The 16377-nt window shown below is 75.7% G+C and carries 17 protein-coding genes; 16 read left to right on the top strand and 1 reads right to left on the bottom strand.

Features of this window, described 5'->3' with window-relative positions:
* From FHL79_RS19075 to FHL79_RS19145, 15 genes are all read left to right on the top strand, one after another.
* A partial coding sequence (locus FHL79_RS19075; protein WP_218938518.1) for a vWA domain-containing protein occupies nucleotides 1–922 on the top strand: 922 nt, incomplete at its 5' end.
* Nucleotides 922–1536, top strand: coding sequence for a cob(I)yrinic acid a,c-diamide adenosyltransferase (gene cobO, locus FHL79_RS19080; RefSeq protein WP_138760160.1), 615 nt, complete (start codon nucleotides 922–924; stop codon nucleotides 1534–1536). The genes FHL79_RS19075 and cobO, both read left to right, overlap by 1 nt.
* Before the next feature lie 100 nt (nucleotides 1537–1636).
* Nucleotides 1637–3019, top strand: coding sequence for a cobyrinic acid a,c-diamide synthase CobB (locus tag FHL79_RS19085; RefSeq protein ID WP_138760161.1), 1383 nt, complete (start codon nucleotides 1637–1639; stop codon nucleotides 3017–3019).
* Nucleotides 3006–3782: an energy-coupling factor ABC transporter permease gene (locus FHL79_RS19090; RefSeq protein ID WP_246080992.1), complete on the top strand. Its 777-nt coding sequence runs from the start codon at nucleotides 3006–3008 to the stop codon at nucleotides 3780–3782. Before FHL79_RS19085 ends, FHL79_RS19090 begins: the two co-directional genes overlap by 14 nt.
* Nucleotides 3779–4087 carry an energy-coupling factor ABC transporter substrate-binding protein gene (locus FHL79_RS19095; RefSeq protein WP_138760162.1) on the top strand — a complete coding sequence of 103 codons (309 nt, stop codon included), beginning with the start codon at nucleotides 3779–3781 and terminating at the stop codon, nucleotides 4085–4087. Before FHL79_RS19090 ends, FHL79_RS19095 begins: the two co-directional genes overlap by 4 nt.
* On the top strand, nucleotides 4084–4821 hold the full coding sequence (gene cbiQ, locus FHL79_RS19100; RefSeq protein WP_138760163.1) for a cobalt ECF transporter T component CbiQ: 738 nt from the start codon (nucleotides 4084–4086) through the stop codon (nucleotides 4819–4821). Before FHL79_RS19095 ends, cbiQ begins: the two co-directional genes overlap by 4 nt.
* A 73-nt stretch (nucleotides 4822–4894) precedes the next feature.
* Nucleotides 4895–5740 (top strand): energy-coupling factor ABC transporter ATP-binding protein, encoded by an 846-nt coding sequence (locus FHL79_RS19105; RefSeq protein WP_138760164.1) that lies wholly within the window; start codon nucleotides 4895–4897, stop codon nucleotides 5738–5740.
* A complete protein-coding gene (gene cobC / locus FHL79_RS19110) occupies nucleotides 5740–7179 on the top strand; it encodes an Rv2231c family histidinol phosphate aminotransferase CobC (protein ID WP_138760165.1) in 1440 nt (479 codons plus the stop codon). Before FHL79_RS19105 ends, cobC begins: the two co-directional genes overlap by 1 nt.
* Nucleotides 7176–8252, top strand: coding sequence for a nicotinate-nucleotide--dimethylbenzimidazole phosphoribosyltransferase (gene cobT, locus FHL79_RS19115; RefSeq protein WP_138760166.1), 1077 nt, complete (start codon nucleotides 7176–7178; stop codon nucleotides 8250–8252). Before cobC ends, cobT begins: the two co-directional genes overlap by 4 nt.
* A complete protein-coding gene (gene cobA, locus FHL79_RS19120) occupies nucleotides 8249–9478 on the top strand; it encodes a uroporphyrinogen-III C-methyltransferase (protein WP_138760167.1) in 1230 nt (409 codons plus the stop codon). Before cobT ends, cobA begins: the two co-directional genes overlap by 4 nt.
* Before the next feature lie 94 nt (nucleotides 9479–9572).
* Entirely contained in the window at nucleotides 9573–10493 is a 921-nt protein-coding gene (locus FHL79_RS19125) for an ABC transporter ATP-binding protein (RefSeq protein WP_246080994.1), read from the top strand.
* On the top strand, nucleotides 10490–11347 hold the full coding sequence (locus FHL79_RS19130; protein WP_138760168.1) for an ABC transporter permease: 858 nt from the start codon (nucleotides 10490–10492) through the stop codon (nucleotides 11345–11347). The genes FHL79_RS19125 and FHL79_RS19130 overlap by 4 nt, the downstream gene beginning before the upstream one ends.
* Nucleotides 11344–11604, top strand: a complete 261-nt coding sequence (locus FHL79_RS19135; RefSeq protein WP_138760169.1) for a helix-turn-helix transcriptional regulator — start codon at nucleotides 11344–11346, stop codon at nucleotides 11602–11604. The genes FHL79_RS19130 and FHL79_RS19135 overlap by 4 nt, the downstream gene beginning before the upstream one ends.
* 124 nt (nucleotides 11605–11728) lie before the next feature.
* Entirely contained in the window at nucleotides 11729–12892 is a 1164-nt protein-coding gene (gene hflX, locus FHL79_RS19140) for a GTPase HflX (RefSeq protein WP_138760170.1), read from the top strand.
* A 194-nt stretch (nucleotides 12893–13086) separates the two neighbouring features.
* Nucleotides 13087–14745: a M28 family metallopeptidase gene (locus FHL79_RS19145; RefSeq protein WP_138760171.1), complete on the top strand. Its 1659-nt coding sequence runs from the start codon at nucleotides 13087–13089 to the stop codon at nucleotides 14743–14745.
* Nucleotides 14746–14790: 45 nt separating this feature from the next.
* Here FHL79_RS19145 and FHL79_RS19150 read toward each other — a convergent pair whose 3' ends face one another.
* Nucleotides 14791–15789: an EamA family transporter gene (locus FHL79_RS19150; RefSeq protein WP_246080996.1), complete on the bottom strand. Its 999-nt coding sequence runs from the start codon at nucleotides 15787–15789 to the stop codon at nucleotides 14791–14793.
* Between the two features lie 47 nt (nucleotides 15790–15836).
* On the opposite strand from FHL79_RS19150, the gene FHL79_RS19155 reads away from it, so the two are divergent.
* Nucleotides 15837–16376, top strand: a complete 540-nt coding sequence (locus FHL79_RS19155) for a CGNR zinc finger domain-containing protein (RefSeq protein WP_138760172.1) — start codon at nucleotides 15837–15839, stop codon at nucleotides 16374–16376.
* Nucleotide 16377 lies beyond the last annotated feature (1 nt).

Here is a 16377-nt window from a genome sequence, read left to right on the forward strand (position 1 = left end):
CGGCGGCGGGGACGGCGGCGGCTCGGCCGACGGGCCGACGACGGCTCCGCGCGGCGAGGGGGGCGGGCACACCGAGGCCGCGCCCGCGCCGGAGAAGGCGGCCGTGGCCCCGGATGCCCCGTTCCGCGTGCAGCGCCTCGAGGCGCCCGGGATCGGCGCCGGCGCGGCCGGACGACGGTCCCGGGCGCGCAGCGAGCGTGGTCGGGTGGTCGGTTCGCGTCGTCCCGAGGGCGCGGTCACCAGGCTGCACCTGGTCGACACCGTGCTCGCCGCGGCACCGCACCAGCGGGCGCGGGGGCGCAGCGGCGCCGGGCTCCGCGTCCAGCGGGAGGACCTGCGCCAGGCGTCGCTGGAGGGCCGCGAGGGCAACCTGGTGCTCTTCGTCGTCGACGCCAGCGGCTCGATGGGGGCCCGCTCCCGGATGGCCGCGGTCAAGGGCGCCGTCCTCTCCCTGCTGATGGACGCCTACCAGCGACGGGACAAGGTCGGGCTGATCACCTTCCGCGGCGGCGAGGCCGAGCTGGCGCTGCCGCCCACCTGGTCGGTGGAGGCGGCCGCGGCCCGGCTCACCGGCCTGCCCACCGGCGGCCGGACTCCGCTGGCCGCGGGTCTGCTGCGGGCGCACGAGACGCTGCGGCTGGAGCGGGTCCGCGATCCGCAGCGACGGCCGTTGCTCGTCGTCGTCACCGACGGCCGGGCGACCGGCGCCCGTGGCGGCGACCACCTGGGCGACGCCCGGCGCGCGGCCGGGCTGCTGGCGGCCGGCGGGGTGGCCAGCGTCGTCGTCGACTGCGAGTCCGGGCCGGTGAAGCTGGGCCTGGCCGCGGCCCTGGGTGTCCAGCTCGGCGCGCAGACGCTGCGGCTGGAGGACCTGGGCGCCGAGTCGCTGGCCGGGGTCGTCCGCGGGTCGAGGGCCGCCTGATGCCGCAGGGCCAGGTGACCGCCGTCCCGGCCGACGGGCTCACCACCCGCCAGCGCCGCAACCGTCCACTGCTGGCGGTGCACACCGGGGAGATGAAGGGCAAGTCCACCGCCGCGTTCGGGATGGCCATGCGGGCGTGGAACCAGGGCTGGTCGGTCGCGGTCTACCAGTTCGTCAAGAGCGCCAAGTGGAAGGTCGGCGAGGAGAACGCGCTGACCGCGCTCGGCCGGCTGCACGCCGAGACCGGCGAGGGCGGCCCGGTCGTCTGGCACAAGATGGGGTCGGGCTGGTCCTGGTCGCGCAAGCACGGCGAGGAGACCGACCACGCAGCCGACGCCGCCGAGGGCTGGGCGCAGATCAAGCGCGACCTCACCGCCGAGGCACACCGGTTCTACGTGCTCGACGAGTTCACCTACCCGCTGAAGTGGGGCTGGGTCGACGTCGAGGACGTGGTGGCGACCCTGACCGACCGGCCCGGCAACCAGCACGTGGTCATCACCGGGCGCGACGCCCACCCCCGACTCGTCGAGGCCGCCGACCTGGTGGTGGAGATGACCAAGGTCAAGCACCCGATGGACGCCGGCCAGAAGGGCCAGCGGGGGATCGAGTGGTGACCCCCTCCCCGGCCATGTCGGCCAACATGGCCCTCACGACGCGACCGCACCGGTGCTGCGGTGCGGCCATGTTGGCCAACATGGCCCCCCGAGGGACGGCGTGAGCGCGCACCGGGTGCCGCGGGTCGTCGTCGCCGCGCCGTCGTCCAACGCCGGCAAGACCTCGATCACCACCGGCCTGATCGCCGCGCTGACCCACCGGGGCCTCACCGTGAGCCCGCACAAGGTCGGCCCGGACTACATCGACCCCGGCTACCACGGTCTCGCCGCCGGCCGCCCCGGCCGCAACCTGGACCCGTGGCTGGTCGGCGACGACCGGATCACCCCGTTGTTCCTGCACGGGTCCCGCGGTGCCGACGTCGCCGTCGTCGAGGGCGTGATGGGCCTGTTCGACGGCGCTGCGCACGCCAGCGTCGAGCCCGGCTACGGCTCCACCGCCCAGCTGGCCACCCACCTGCGGGCCCCGGTCGTGCTGGTCGTGGACGCCGCCTCGCAGGCCCGCAGCGTCGCAGCTCTCGTCCACGGGTTCGCCACCTTCGACCCCTCGGTGCGGATCGGTGGCGTCGTCCTCAACCGGGTCGGCACCGACCGGCACGAGGCCATCCTGCGCGAGGCGCTCGGCGCGGCCGGGGTGCCGGTGCTGGGCGCGGTCCGCCGGATCGAGGACCTGCACACCCCGTCCCGCCACCTCGGGCTGGTGCCGGCCGCCGAGCGGTCCGCCGAGGCGCTGCGCACGGTGCGCGCGCTGGGCGCCGTCGTGGAGGCGAGCATCGACCTGGACGCTGTCCTCCGGCTGGCCCGCAGCGCCCCGGACCTGACCGGCGAGCCGTGGGACCCCGCCGCCGAGGTCACCCCGGTGGCCGGCCGGCCGGTCGTCGCCGTCGCCGGCGGCCCCGCCTTCACCTTCGGCTACGCCGAGACCGCCGAGCTGCTCGGCGCCGCGGGCGCCGAGGTGGTGACCGTCGACCCGCTGCGCGACTCCGCCCTGCCCGCGGGCACCGCGGCGCTGGTGGTCGGCGGCGGGTTCCCGGAGGTGCACGCCGGCGCGCTGAGCGCGAACGTCGGCCTGCGGACGGCGATCGCCGACCTCGCCACCCGGGGCGGGCCGATCGCCGCCGAGTGCGCCGGGCTGCTCTACCTGTCCCGGGAGCTGGACGGCGAGCCGATGTGCGGCGTGCTGCCGACGACGACCGCGATGCACCCGAAGCTGACCCTGGGCTACCGGTCGGCGGTGGCGCTCACCGACAGCGCGCTCGCCCCCGCGGGCACCCGCGTCCGCGGCCACGAGTTCCACCGCACCACCGCCTCCCCGGCTGCGGGGGCGACGCCGGCGTGGCAGTGGAACGCCGACGGCCCCGAGGGCTTCGTCACCGGGAACGTGCACGCCTCGTACCTGCACCTGAACTGGGCCGGGTCCCCCATGATGGCCTCGCGCTTCGTCGCAGTGGCCGCACGCCAGGAGGTGCTGAGTGCACATCGCTGAGGGGTTCCTGCCGCCCGCGCACGCCATCGGCTGGACCATCGCCGCCACCCCGTTCGTCGTCCACGGCGCCCGGGCGGTGGTCAAGGAGGTCCGGGAGAACCCGGAGTCCACGCTGCTGCTGGGCGCGGCGGGGGCGTTCACGTTCGTGCTGAGCGCGATCAAGCTGCCCTCGGTCACCGGCAGCTCCAGCCACCCGACCGGCACCGGGCTGGGCGCCGTCCTCTTCCGGCCCCCGGTGATGGCGCTGCTGGGCACCGTCGTCCTGCTCTTCCAGGCCCTGCTGCTGGCCCACGGCGGGCTCACCACGCTGGGTGCCAACGCCTTCTCCATGGCCGTCGTCGGGCCGTGGGCCGGCTACGGGGCCTACCAGCTCACCCGCCGGCTCGGCGGGGGCCTGCTCGGCGGGGTGTTCGCCGGGATGGCGATCGCCGACCTGGCCACGTACGTGACGACGGCGCTGCAGCTGGCCTGGGCGCACCCGGACGCGGAGAGCGGCTTCCTCGGCGCGGCGGTCAAGTTCCTCGGCGTCTTCGCGGTCACCCAGGTCCCGCTGGCCATCGGCGAGGGGCTGCTCGGCGTCCTGCTGTTCCGGGTGCTCACGGTCAACGCCCGCCCCGAGCTCGAGCGCCTCGGCGTCCTCACCCCCGAACCCGACGACCCACGCGAGGTCTCGCGCGATCAAGTACGCGAGGTCTCGCGCGATCAAGTACGCGAGGTCTCGCGCGCGAGAGCACCTGACGAGCCGCCGCGGAGTGAGCGGTGAGGCGGCACGTGGTGACGGCGCTGCTGGTGCTCGCCGTGGTCGCGCTGTTCGCGCTGCCCCTGCTGATCGACGGTGGGAGCGACTACGCGGGCACCGACAGCCAGGCGACCGAGCTGATCGAGGAGTCCGACCCCGGCTACGAGCCGTGGTTCTCCTCGGTGTTCTCCCCCGGGTCGGCCGAGGTCGAGTCCGGGCTGTTCGCACTCCAGGCGGCCCTCGGCGGCGGCGTCCTCGGCTACGTGCTCGGCCGGCTCCGCGGCCGTCGCACCGCCGGGAAGGCCGCCGAGGAGGCCGGCGGGTCGTGACCGGACTCGCGATCGACGACGCCGCCTGGGCCAGCGCCTGGCGCCCCCGCTCCCCGGGGGACAAGGTGCTGATCAGCCTGGGCCTGGTGCTCAGCGCGCTGCTGCTGCCGGTGTGGCCGGGCAGCGTGCTGGTCGGGCTGGTCGCGGTCGGGCTGGCGCTCGGCCCGGCCCGGGTGCCGGCGCGCACCTTCGGCCGCGCGGTGCGGGCACCGCTGGCGTTCATCGCGATCGGCGCGCTGACCACGGTCGTCGAGGTCGGGAGCGACGGGGTCGGCTGGGCGCCGGACGCCGCAGCGCAGGCGGGGTCCCTGGTCGGGCACGCGATGGCCGGCAGCGCCGCCGTCCTGCTGCTGGCGACCACGACGCCGCTGTCGGACCTGCTGCCGGCGCTGCAGCGGCTGCGGGTGCCCGCCGCCGTCATCGAGGTCGCCTCGGTGACCTACCGGATGCTGTTCGTGCTGCTCACCAGCCTGCGCACCATCCGCGAGGCGCAGACCGCACGGATGGGCTACGCCAGCATCCGCGGCTCCTACCGCTCCTCGGGGGCGCTGGCCGCCGCGGTGCTGACCCGTTCCTGGGACCGTGCCCGACGGCTGCAGGACGGGCTGGCCGGCCGCGGTCTGGAGACCGGGCTGCGGGTGCTGCCGGAGACGCTGCCCGCCTCCCGCCGCTTCGAGGCCGCCAGCGTGCTCGGCCTCGCGGCACTCGCCGCCGTGAGCCTGGTCGTGGCATGAGCGAGCGCGCGAGCTCATCGATGGGCGCAGCGTCTCTTCGCTCACCGCTGACGAGCGCCGGCGAGGAGGCACTGTGAGTCACCTGATGCTGGCCGCCGCCGGGCTGGTGGTCGGCTACGACCGGTCGCGGCCGGTGCTCGACGGCGCGTCGCTCACCGTGCCCCCCGGCCGGCGACTCGCCGTGCTCGGCGCCAACGGCTCGGGCAAGACCACGCTGCTGCGCTGCCTGTCCGGCGCCCTCGCCCCGGCCCGCGGCCGGGTGACCCTGGACGGCGCGGAGCTGCGGCACAGCCGCGCCGGACTGCGCGCCCACCGCCAGGCGGTCCAGCTGGTGCTGCAGGACCCCGACGACCAGCTGTTCAGCGCCTCGGTCGCGCAGGACGTCTCCTTCGGGCCGGTCAACCTCGAGCTGACCGACGCCGAGGTGCGCGCCCGGGTCGCCGAGGCCCTGGACCTGCTGTCCGTCGCGCACCTGGCCGGCCGGCCCACCCACCAGCTCTCCTACGGCGAGCGCAAGCGCGTGGCCATCGCCGGCGCGGTCGCGATGCGCCCCTGCGTGCTGCTGCTCGACGAGCCCACCGCCGGGCTCGACCCCACCGCGGTCGGTGAGGCGCTCGCTGCGCTGAGCCGGCTGCAGGAGGCGGACTCCACCGTCGTGATGAGCACCCACGACGTCGACCTCGCGCTGCGCTGGGCCGACGAGGTCGCCGTCGTCGTCGACGGCGGGGTCGTGCAGGGCCGCCCGGACGTCGTCCTCGGCGACGACGCGCTGCTCGCCCGCGCGCGGCTGGACCGGCCCTGGGCGCTCAGCGTGGGTGCCCGGCTGCAGGCCCTCGGGCTGCTGCCCGACGGTGCCCTCCCCCGCGACGCCGATGCCCTGATCGCCGCCCTGCCCGACCACCCGGGGGTCCGGGCGTGATGACCGTCGGGGTCGGCGCATCCACCGGGGTGACCGTCGAGGAGGTGCTCGCCGCGGTCGACGCGGTGCTGCCCGCGGTGCAGGGCCCGGTGCGGCTGGCCACCCTGGACGCCCGCAGCACCGAGCCCGCGCTGCGCGAGGCCGCCGCCCGCCGCGGCTGGCCGCTGACCGGGCACCCGGCAGCGGCGCTGGCCGAGGTGGCCGTCCCGACGCCCTCGGCGCGGGCGGCCGCCGCCGTCGGCACCCCGTCGGTGGCCGAGGCCGCCGCGCTGCTCGACGGCGGGCAGCTCGTCGTCGGCAAGACCGTGCACGGCCGGGTCACCGTCGCGGTGGCGGTGGCGGTGGCCCAGAGCGACGTCGACCTCCGGCACCACGACATCGACCTCCGGCACCACAACATCGACCTCCGGCACCACGGGGACGTCGAGGCCACCCCCGGCCTGGTCGACCTCGCCGTCAACGTCCGGGCCGGCGCCCCACCGGACTGGCTGCGCGCGGTCCTGCACGAGGCCGTCGACGCCAGCGCCGGTTACCCCGACGCCCGGGCGGCCCGCACCGCCGTCGCCGCCGCGCACGGGCGGGCCGAGGCCGAGGTGCTGCTGACCGCGGGTGCGGCGGAGACGTTCACCCTGCTGGCCCGGGCGCTGCGACCCCGGCGGGCGGTCGTCGTCCACCCCTCGTTCACCGAGCCGGAGGCCGCGCTGCGCGCCGCCGGGCACCCGGTCGAACGGCACCTGCTGGCACCTCCCGGGTACCTGCTGGCCGAGGTCCCCGAGGACGCCGACCTGGTGGTGCTCGGCAACCCGACCAACCCGACGTCGGTGCTGCACCCCGCCGAGACGGTCGCGGCGCTGGCCCGGCCGGGCCGGGTGCTGGTCGTCGACGAGGCGTTCGCCGACACCGTGCCCGGCGAGCCCGCGTCGCTGGCCGGGCGCGCCGACCTCCCGGGCCTGCTGGTGGTGCGCAGCCTGACCAAGACCTGGGGCCTGGCCGGGCTGCGGGTCGGCTACGCGCTGGGCCCGGCCGAGCTGGTCGCCGCGCTCGCCGCCCAGCAGCCGCACTGGCCGGTGTCCACCCCCGCGCTCGCCGCGCTGTCGGCCTGCACCACGCCCGCGGCCCGGGCCGAGGCCGACGCGGTCGCCCGGCAGCTGGTCGGGCACCGGGCGGCGCTGCTGGCCGCGCTGCCGGCGGGCGTGCAGGTGGTCGGCAGCCCGCGCTCCTCGTTCGTGCTGCTCCGCGTGCCCGGCGGCGCGGCGGTGCGCGAGCGGCTGCGCGACCGGGGCTGGGCGGTGCGCCGCGGGGACACCTTCCCCGGCCTGAGCGGGGACCACCTGCGGGTCGCCGTCCGCGACCCGGACACCTCGCGTGCGTTCGGCGCCGTGCTGGCTGAGATCCTGTGCGCCGAGGACGAGACCCCCACCTCCGAGGAGACCCGTTGAGCCCCTTCGCCGGCACGCTGCTGGGCGAGACGATCGCCGCCATCCGCCCCCGGGACCCGGCGGCGGAGCGGGCAGCCCGGCAGCGGCTGGACCGGATGACCAAGCCGCCGGGCTCGCTCGGCGTGCTCGAGGACGTGGCCGCCCAGCTGGCCGGGACCGCCGGTGAGTGCCCCGCGCCGCTGCCCACCCCCGCGGCCGTCGCCGTCTTCGCCGGTGACCACGGGGTGCACGCCCAGGGCGTCACGCCGTGGCCGCAGGAGGTGACCGCCCAGATGGTGGCCAACCTCGCCGCCGGCGGTGCGGTGGTCAACGCCTTCGCCGCAGGCCTGGGCGCGGACGTCCTCGTCGTGGACGTCGGGGTGGCCTCGCCGGTCGGCCCGGCCGCAGGGCTGCTGGAGCGCAACGTCCGCCGCGGCACCGCCGACCTGGCCACCGGCCCGGCGATGACCCTGGACGAGGCCCGGTGCGCCGTCGAGGTCGGCATCGAGGTGGCCACCGGGCTCGCCGCCGACCACGGCTGCCTGGTCACCGGCGACATGGGGATCACCAACACCACCGCCTCGGCCGCCCTGGTGTGCGCCTTCACGGGCGCGAGCCCGGCCGCCGCCACCGGCCGCGGCACCGGCGTGGACGACCCCACGCTCGCCCGGAAGGTCGCCGTCGTCACCCGCGCGGTGGCCCGGGTGCCCGCCCCGCCGACGACGCCCGAGCAGGGGCTCGCCGCGCTGGCGGAGGTCGGCGGGCTCGAGCACGCCGCGCTGGCCGGCTTCCTGCTCGGCGCCGCCGCGGCCCGGGTGCCGGTGCTGCTCGACGGCGTCATCGCCGGCTCGGCCGCGCTGGTCGCCGCCGCGCTCTGCCCGACGGCGCTGGAGCACGCCCTCGCCGGGCACACCTCCGCCGAGCCCGGCGCCGGCCTGGCGCTGCGTGCACTGGGGCTGCGCCCGCTGCTCGGGCTGGACCTGCGGCTGGGCGAGGGCACCGGCGCGCTGCTGGCGTTCCCGCTGGTGGCCAGCGCGGCCCGCGCGCTGCGCGACGTCGCCACCTTCGACTCGGCGGGCGTCACCGAGAAGTGAGCTCCCCGACCGATCCCGCCACCGTCTACCCGGTCGGCCTGCGGCTCGCCGGGCGCCGTGTGGTCGTCGTCGGCGGCGGCCAGGTCGCCCACCGGCGCGTCGCCGGTCTGCTCGAGGCCGATGCCCTGGTGACCGTGGTGAGCCCCGAGCTGACCCCCGCGCTGGAGGCCCTGGTCGCCCCCGGGTCGGTGACCTGGCACCCGAGGCGGTACGTCGCCGGGGACCTGGCCGGCGCCTGGTACGCGGTCGCCGCCACGGACGACCCGGCGGTCAACGCCGCCATCGGCGCCGAGGCCGAGCGCGGCCGGGTGTTCTGCGCCCGCGCCGACGACCGGTCGACCTCGACCGTGTGGACCCCCGCCGTCGGCCGCCAGGGCGACCTGGTCGTCGGCGTGCACGGCGGCGGCGACCCGCAGCGCGCCGTCGGCGTCCGCGACGCGGTGCTGGCCGGGCTCACCGACGGCTCGATCGTCGACCGGGCCTCGCGGGCCCCGTCGGTCGCCGTCGGCAGCGTGGTGCTGGTCGGTGGCGGACCGGGCGACCCGGGGCTGGTCACCGTCCGCGGCCGGCAGGCCGTCGCCGGTGCCGACGTCGTCCTGGCCGACCACCTCGCGCCGCAGGGGCTGCTCGCCACGCTCCCGCCGGAGGTGGAGGTCATCGACGCCTCCAAGCTCCCGCGCGGACGGGCGATGGCGCAGGAGCAGATCAACACCCTGCTCATCGACCGGGCGCGGCGGGGCAAGCGGGTCGTCCGGCTCAAGGGCGGCGACCCGTTCGTCTTCGGCCGCGGCTACGAGGAGCTGGAGGCGTGCACCGCCGCCGGCATCCCGGTGGAGGTCGTCCCCGGGGTGACCAGCGCGATCGCCGTGCCGGGGCTGGCCGGGATCCCGGTCACCCACCGCGGCATGACGCACGAGTTCGTCGTCGTCTCCGGGCACGTCCCTCCCGACCACCCGGCGTCGCTGGTCGACTGGGCGGCGCTGGGCCGGCTGCGCGGCACCGTGGTCGTGCTGATGGGCGTCGACACCGCCCCGGCGATCAGTGCCGCGCTGGTCGAGCACGGCCGGGACCCGCAGACCCCGGTCGCCGTGGTCAGCGACGGCGCGACCCCGGCGCAGCGGACGCTCCGCACCACCCTGGCCGGGCTGGCGGCGACCATCACCGAGGAACAGGTGCGCCCGCCGGCGGTCTGGGTCGTCGGCGACGTCGTCGCGCTCGGTGGCTGAGCTCCACTGCGCATTCTCGTAGTACTGGTGCTGTCCATGTAGCACTCGTACTGTCTCCGGCATCAACTCCGTCCTCGCGTGGGGAGTGGTGTCCATGTCCGGCGACGAGCCCGCCGTCCGGGTGCGCGGCCTCCGGATGAGCTACGGCACCCACGAGGTGCTCACCGGGGTCGACTTCGACGTCCGGCAGGGCGAGGTGGTGTGCCTGCTCGGGCCCAACGGCGCGGGGAAGACGACGACCATCGAGGTCCTGGAGGGCTTCCGGTCGCCGTCGGCCGGCGAGGTGCGGGTGCTCGGCGTGGACCCGGACGAGGGCGACGACGCCTGGCGGGCCCGGGTCGGGGTCGTGCTGCAGTCCTGGCGCGACCACCCGCGGTGGACCCCCCGGCGGCTGCTGACCTACCTGGCCGGCTACTTCGAGCCGTGGTCGACACCCGCGCACCCACGCCCCTGGGACGTCGAGAAGCTGCTGGCCACCGTCGGTCTCACCGACGACGGCGACCGGAAGATCGCCACCCTCTCCGGGGGCCGGCGCCGCCGACTCGACGTGGCGGTGGGGCTGATCGGCCGGCCGGAGCTGCTGTTCCTCGACGAGCCGACCGCCGGCTTCGACCCGCAGGCCCGGCGCGACTTCCACGACCTGGCGCACCGGCTCTCCGACATGGAGGGCACCAGCATCCTGCTCACCACCCACGACCTGGGCGAGGCCGAACGGCTGGCCGACCGGATCCTCGTGCTGGCCGGCGGGACGATCGTCGCCGACGGCAGCGCCGAGGCGCTGACCCGGCAGGTCGCCGCCACCAGCGAGGTCCGCTGGGCCGAGGACGGCGAGCGGTTCGTGCACGCCACGGAGGAGCCGATCCCGTTCGTCCGCCAGCTGCTCGCCCAGCACGGCGCCGAGCTGACCGACCTCGAGGTGCGCCGGGCGAGCCTGGAGGACACCTACATCGCCATGGTCGCGCGGTACGAGTCCGCGGCCCCGGGCACCCGGCACCTCGCCGGGGTGACCCGGTGAACCCGGCCACCCGGCGCGCTGTCCGGCAGGGCCTGCGCCGCGGCTGGACGGAGTTCCTGCAGAGCGTCCGCAGCCCGCAGGACCAGGGCTTCTACCTGTTCACCGGCGTCGTCACGCTCGCCGTCCTCTGGTTCAACCGTGACAACGAGGTCGGCGAGACCGGGCTCCGGTACCCGACGTACGCCCTGCCCAGCATCCTCGGCGCCCTCCTGGTCTTCGGGGTGCTGATCGGGCCCGCGTACTCCCTGGCGATGGAGCGGGAGGACGGCACGCTGCTGCGGCACAAGGCCCTCCCGCACGGGATGTCCGGCTACGTCACCGGGCAGCTGACCATGCAGTCGCTGTCCCTCGTGCCGAGCCTGCTGGTGGTGCTGGTCCCCAGCCTGCTCCTCTTCGACGACGTGATGTCCCGCGGTGCGGCCGGCTGGCTCGCCGTCGCCGGGCTGATCACGCTCGGCATGCTCGCGACGCTGCCGTGGGGCATGGTGCTCGGCTCGGTGGTGCCCGGGGTCCAGAAGGTGGGCACCTGGGGGATGCTGCCGGTCCTGGTGATCGTCGCGATCTCCGGGATCTTCACGCCGGTCCAGGCGATGTGGGGGTGGGTCCAGGCGGTCGCCCAGGTCTTCCCGGTCTACTGGCTCGGGCTCGGGCTGCGCTCGGCCTTCCTCCCCCCGGAGGCCGTCGTCGGCGAACTCGGCGGCTCCTGGCGGACCGGCACCGTGGTGCTGGTCCTCACCGCCTGGGCGGTGGCCGGCCTGGTCGTCGCACCGCGGGTGCTCCGGCGGATGGCCCGGCGGCAGTCGGGGTCGGTGGTCGAGGCGGCACGGGAGTCGGCGTTGCAGTGGGTGCGGTGAACGAGGGCGTCTTCAACCGGATCGCCCTGCTCCGGGCCGAGCAGGGGGTCAGCCGGCGGGAGCTCGCCGATGCCCTCGGGGTGCACTACCAGACGGTCGGCTACCTGGAGCGCGGCGAGTACAACCCCAGCCTGCACCTGGCGCTGCGGATCGCGGAGTTCTTCGGGCTGCCGGTCGAGACGGTGTTCTCGACCCGACCGTTCCCGCGGATCAGCGACGCCCCGCGCGACGAGCTGGGTCGCGCGGCCTCCGGCTGAGCCGCCCGCGACCGTTCCGGTGGCAGGACGCCGCCGACCCGGCGAGGCTGGGGTGGACCGGACGCCGCCCCGACGGCAGCGACGAGCAGAGTCGGCCCCTGGTCACGCACGAAGGACACCCCCCATGCCTGGTCCTTGGCTGGTCCGCGCAGGCGGCACCGACCTGCTGTCCGCCGACGACCATGCTGCCGCCCAGGACGACGGACCCCGCGCCGTCCTGCTGGGACTGGAGGCACCGGACGGGACCGCCGGCGGTCTCGACGAGCTGGAACGCCTCGCCGAGACCGACGGGGTGACCGTCGTCGGCCGGCTGACCCAGGCACGGGCCAAGCCCGACCCGACGACCTACCTGGGCTCGGGCAAGGTGGCCGAGCTGGCCGTCCTGGTGCGCGAGCGCCGCGCCGGCATGGTCATCGCCGACGGCGAGCTGAGCCCCGCGCAGGTCCGGGCCCTCGAGGAGCGGCTGGCTGCGCGGGTCGTCGACCGGACGGCACTGATCCTGGACATCTTCGGTCAGCACGCCCGCAGCAGCGAGGGCCGGGCGCAGGTCGAGCTGGCCCAGCTGGCCTACCAGCTCCCGCGGCTGCGCGGGCAGGGCAACGAGATGTCCCGGGTCGGCGGTGGGCGGGTCGCCGGCGGGGCCGGGATCGGCGTCCGCGGGCCCGGCGAGCAGCGGCTGGAGACCGAACGACGGCACCTGCGGCGGCGGATGTCGCTGTTGCGCCGGCAGGTGGCCGAGACCGGCCGCCGCCGCGAGCGCACCCGCTCCCGACGCCGGCGCAACCAGGTGCCCTCGGTGGCGATCACCGGCTACACCAACGCCGGGAAGTCCGCGTTGCTGAACCGGCTCACCGGCGCCGACGTCCTCGTCCAGGACGCGCTGTTCGCCACCCTGGACCCGACGGTCCGCCGGACCCGCTCCCCCGGTGGCCGCGAGTACACGCTCACCGACACCGTGGGCTTCGTCCGGCACCTGCCGCACCAGCTGGTCGACGCGTTCCGCTCGACCCTGGAGGAGGTCGTCGACGCCGACCTGGTGCTGCACGTCGTCGACGCGTCGGCACCCGACGCCATGGCGCAGGTGACGACGGTGCGCGGCGTGCTGTACGAGATCGGCGCCCGGGACCACCCCGAGCTGCTCGCGCTCAACAAGGTCGACATCGCCCCGCCGGAGTGGGTCGCGGCGCTGCGCTCCGCCTACCCCGGCGCCGTCGCGGTCTCGGCGCTCACCGGGGAGGGCACCGAGGAGCTGCGAGCCGCGGTGGAGCGGGTCCTGCCGCCCGGCTGACACGGGGCCCCGGGCGACAGCTGTCTTGGAGTGATGACGAAATCACTCGAGGTGAAGGGCTCGGCTCGTCGCAGGCCCCCGGACTCCGATCCCTGTGCGTGCCCTGTACGTCACGCCCCGTCCAGGTCAGGCTCCCGGGATCGCACTCACTCCGGTGGACACCGTCGTCCGCCGGCCGGGACGAGGGGGAGCACATGCGCGAACACCGGGCGAGGTCCACGAGGAGGACGGCGCCACGAGCCGTCGCCCTGGGAACGGGCGGGCTGATCCTGGCCGCCCTGCTGCCTGCCACCGCCGCCCAGGCGGGGTCGGGCGGCGGCTGCGCACACCGGGCCAACAACACCTACGACAAGCTGCTCGAGTGCGTGACGCTCGAGGGCGTCCAGGACCACCTGGAGGCGCTGCAGAAGATCGCCGACAACAGCACCGACCCCGTCTACCCCGGCACCCGGGCCGCCGGCACGGACGGCTACGCGGACAGCGTCGACCACGTCGCGGGGCTGCTGGAGGACGCCGGGTACCAGGTGACGCTGGACCCGGTCGACATCACGTTCCAGTTCCCCGCGACCCTGCGGCAGCTCACGCCGGTCGCGGCGGAGTACGAGACCGGCGTCTTCACCGGCAGCGGCTCCGGCAGGGTCGAGGGCACCGTCATCCCGGTCGACATCAACCGGGAGCGGGGCGAGGCCGCGGTGTCCACCAGCGGGTGCGAGCCCGCGGACTTCGCCGCCGCCGACTGGTCCGGTCCCGCCGACATCGCCCTCGTGCAGCGCGGGACCTGCTTCTTCGGCACGAAGGCCTTCTACGCCCAGCAGGCGGGCGCCGAGGCGGTCGTCGTCATGAACCAGGGCAACACCCCGGAGCGCGAGGAACTGATCGTGGCCGATGCCTCGAGCGTGGACGCGCCCATCCCGGGCGCACCCGGCCCGGTCACCCACGGCATCCCCGTGGTCGGCGCGAGCTCCGCCGACGGCCTCGCACTGGCGCAGCCGGGCTCCACCGCCTTCGTCGAGGTGCTGCCGGCCGAGACCCGTGTCGACCACAACGTGATCGCCGAGCTGCCGGGCAAGAACGCCGGCAACGTCGTCATGGCCGGCGCACACCTGGACAGCGTCATCGAGGGCCCCGGCATCAACGACGACGGCTCGGGCACGGCCGCCCTGCTCGAGACGGCGCTGCTGATGGCCAAGTCGAAGCCGGAGAACACGTTGCGGTTCGGCTTCTGGGCCGCCGAGGAGCAGGGACTGGTCGGTTCGACCGACTACGTCGAGGGGCTCTCGCAGGCTGAACGCGACCGCATCGCGCTCTACCTGAACTACGACATGATCGGCTCGCCCAACTACATCTTCATGGTCTACGACGCCGACCAGTCGACGTTCCCGGCGCCCGAGGGGATCACCATCCCGCCGGGCTCGGAGGCCATCGAGGACGTCTACGAGTCGTACTACACCTACGTCGGCGAGCCGTACGACGACACCGAGTTCAGCGGCCGCAGCGACTACCAGGCGTTCATCGAGGCCGGGATCCCGGCGGGCGGCCTGTTCACCGGCGCCGAGGAGGTCAAGACCGAGGAGCAGGAGGCGATCTGGGGTGGCACGGCCGGGGAGCAGTTCGACCCCTGCTACCACCTCGCCTGCGACACGCTGGCGAACGTGGACGAGCACGCGCTGGACGTCAACAGCGACCTGGTCGCGTTCGCGATGCTGACGTTCGCGTACTCCACGGAGCCGGTGAACGGGGTCGTGGGCAAGCGGGTCCCCGGCAAGCCGGTGGTCCTGCCGGCACCCGCCGGCCCTGAGGGCACCTTCGTCACGGCCGACGGCGGTGCAGCCGCCGAGCGCGCCGCGGCCTGACCGCAGGCGGGAACGGGGCCGGCCGACGACCGGCCCCGTTCCCGCTCACCGAGCGGTCGCGTCGTCCGGCGTCGGCACCGGGTCGACGTCGGCTGCCGGCTCGTCGGCCGGCCGCTCGCCCAGCCGGACCAGCACGATCCCGCCCAGGACGACGACGCCGCCGACGAGCTGGACGGGCCCCGGCTGCTGCCCCAGCGCCAGCCAGGCGGCGGCCACCGCGAACAGCACCTCGCTGAGCCCGACGAACGAGCTCAGCCGCGATCCCAGCCGCCGGACGGCGGCGATCCCGGTGGCGTAGGCGAACGCCGCCGCGAGCAGCGACAGGCCGAGGACCGGCACCAGCCAGCTGGTCGACCGCCCGGCGAACACGACGTCGGACGACGTCGTCCGCCACGGGACGGCACCGACCAGCGCGGCCGCACCCAGCAGGACCGCGCCCACGGCCAGCCCCAGCCAGGCGTTGACCAGCGGCGGCAGGGCGTCCTCGGTCCGGGCCGAGAGGACGAAGTAGGCGGCCAGCCCCAGCGCGGCCACCAGCCCCCAGACGACACCGACCGGGTCGATCCGCGCTCCGCTCACCACGTCGAGCACGAGCACCAGCCCGACCAGCGCGACGACCACCCCGGCGCCGGTGACCGCACTGGGCCGCTGACCGAGCCGCGCCCAGGTCCACAACACGACCAGCAGGACGGCGGAGTACTCCAGCAGCAGCGCCACGCCGACCGAGAGTCGGGAGACGGCGTTGAAGTAGGCCAGCTGGGGCAGCGCGACCGCGAGCGCGCCGAAGGCCAGGACGGCGCCGGCGTTGGGCCGCAGCAGCTGCCACCGCCCGCGCAGCTGGAGCAGGGCCGGGACGGTCAGCGCGAGCGCCGCGACGCCCATCCGCACGACGACCGCGGACCCGGCGCTCCAGCCGGCGTCCAGCAGACCGGTGGCGAACACCCCCGCGGTGCCGAAGGCAGCGGCGGAGGCCACCGCCAGCAGCAGTCCGACCAGTCCGGTCCGGCGGTCGAGCACGGCAGCCACCTCCTCGTCAGGAGTCAACGGACGTACGCTCCTGACAGCAGGACGCTAACAGAGTCAGGAGTCACATGCTGTTTGCCCATGACACCGAGATGGCGCTGGCGGCCGCGACCGCACTGGTGAACACCGCGGTGGACGGCGAGGAGCGGTTGCCCGACCCGGCCGCCCTGGCGGCCTTCCTGGACACCTGGGAGTTCACCGGCAGCCGGGCCGGAGACGAGGCCGAGCTGACCGAGGTGCACCAGCTGCGCGCGGTGCTGGCCGGGATCTGGGACGCCGACGAGGACGGCGTGGTCGCCGTGGTGAACCGGCTGCTCCGCGACGGGCACGCGCTGCCGCAGCTGGTCCGGCACGACGGCTGGGGCTACCACGTGCACGCCACCGAGCCGACCGCGTCGGTGGCCGACCGGATGGGTGTGGAGGCGGCGATGGCGCTGGCCGACGTCGTCCGCGCCGGGGCCCTCGACCGGCTGCGGCGCTGCGCGGCCTCCGGCTGCGACGACGCGCTGGTCGACCTCACCCGGAACGCCAGCCGCCGGTTCTGCGACAGCAGCTGCGCCAACCGGGAGCACGTGGCCGCCTACCGGGCCCGCCGCGCCGCCGGCTGAC

Origin of the sequence: Modestobacter altitudinis (assembly GCF_005930475.1) — a bacterium.
GTDB lineage: Bacteria > Actinomycetota > Actinomycetes > Mycobacteriales > Geodermatophilaceae > Modestobacter > Modestobacter altitudinis.

What these genes read in the sequence shown, in the direction of transcription:
- FHL79_RS19155 (WP_138760172.1), top strand. Translation starts at nt 15,837, where the DNA reads ATGCTGTTTGCCCATGACACCGAGATGGCGCTGGCGGCCGCGACCGCA.
- hflX (WP_138760170.1), top strand. Translation starts at nt 11,729, where the DNA reads ATGCCTGGTCCTTGGCTGGTCCGCGCAGGCGGCACCGACCTGCTGTCC.
- cobO (WP_138760160.1), top strand. Translation starts at nt 922, where the DNA reads ATGCCGCAGGGCCAGGTGACCGCCGTCCCGGCCGACGGGCTCACCACC.
- FHL79_RS19145 (WP_138760171.1), top strand. Translation starts at nt 13,087, where the DNA reads ATGCGCGAACACCGGGCGAGGTCCACGAGGAGGACGGCGCCACGAGCC.
- cobC (WP_138760165.1), top strand. Translation starts at nt 5,740, where the DNA reads ATGACCGTCGGGGTCGGCGCATCCACCGGGGTGACCGTCGAGGAGGTG.
- FHL79_RS19125 (WP_246080994.1), top strand. Translation starts at nt 9,573, where the DNA reads ATGTCCGGCGACGAGCCCGCCGTCCGGGTGCGCGGCCTCCGGATGAGC.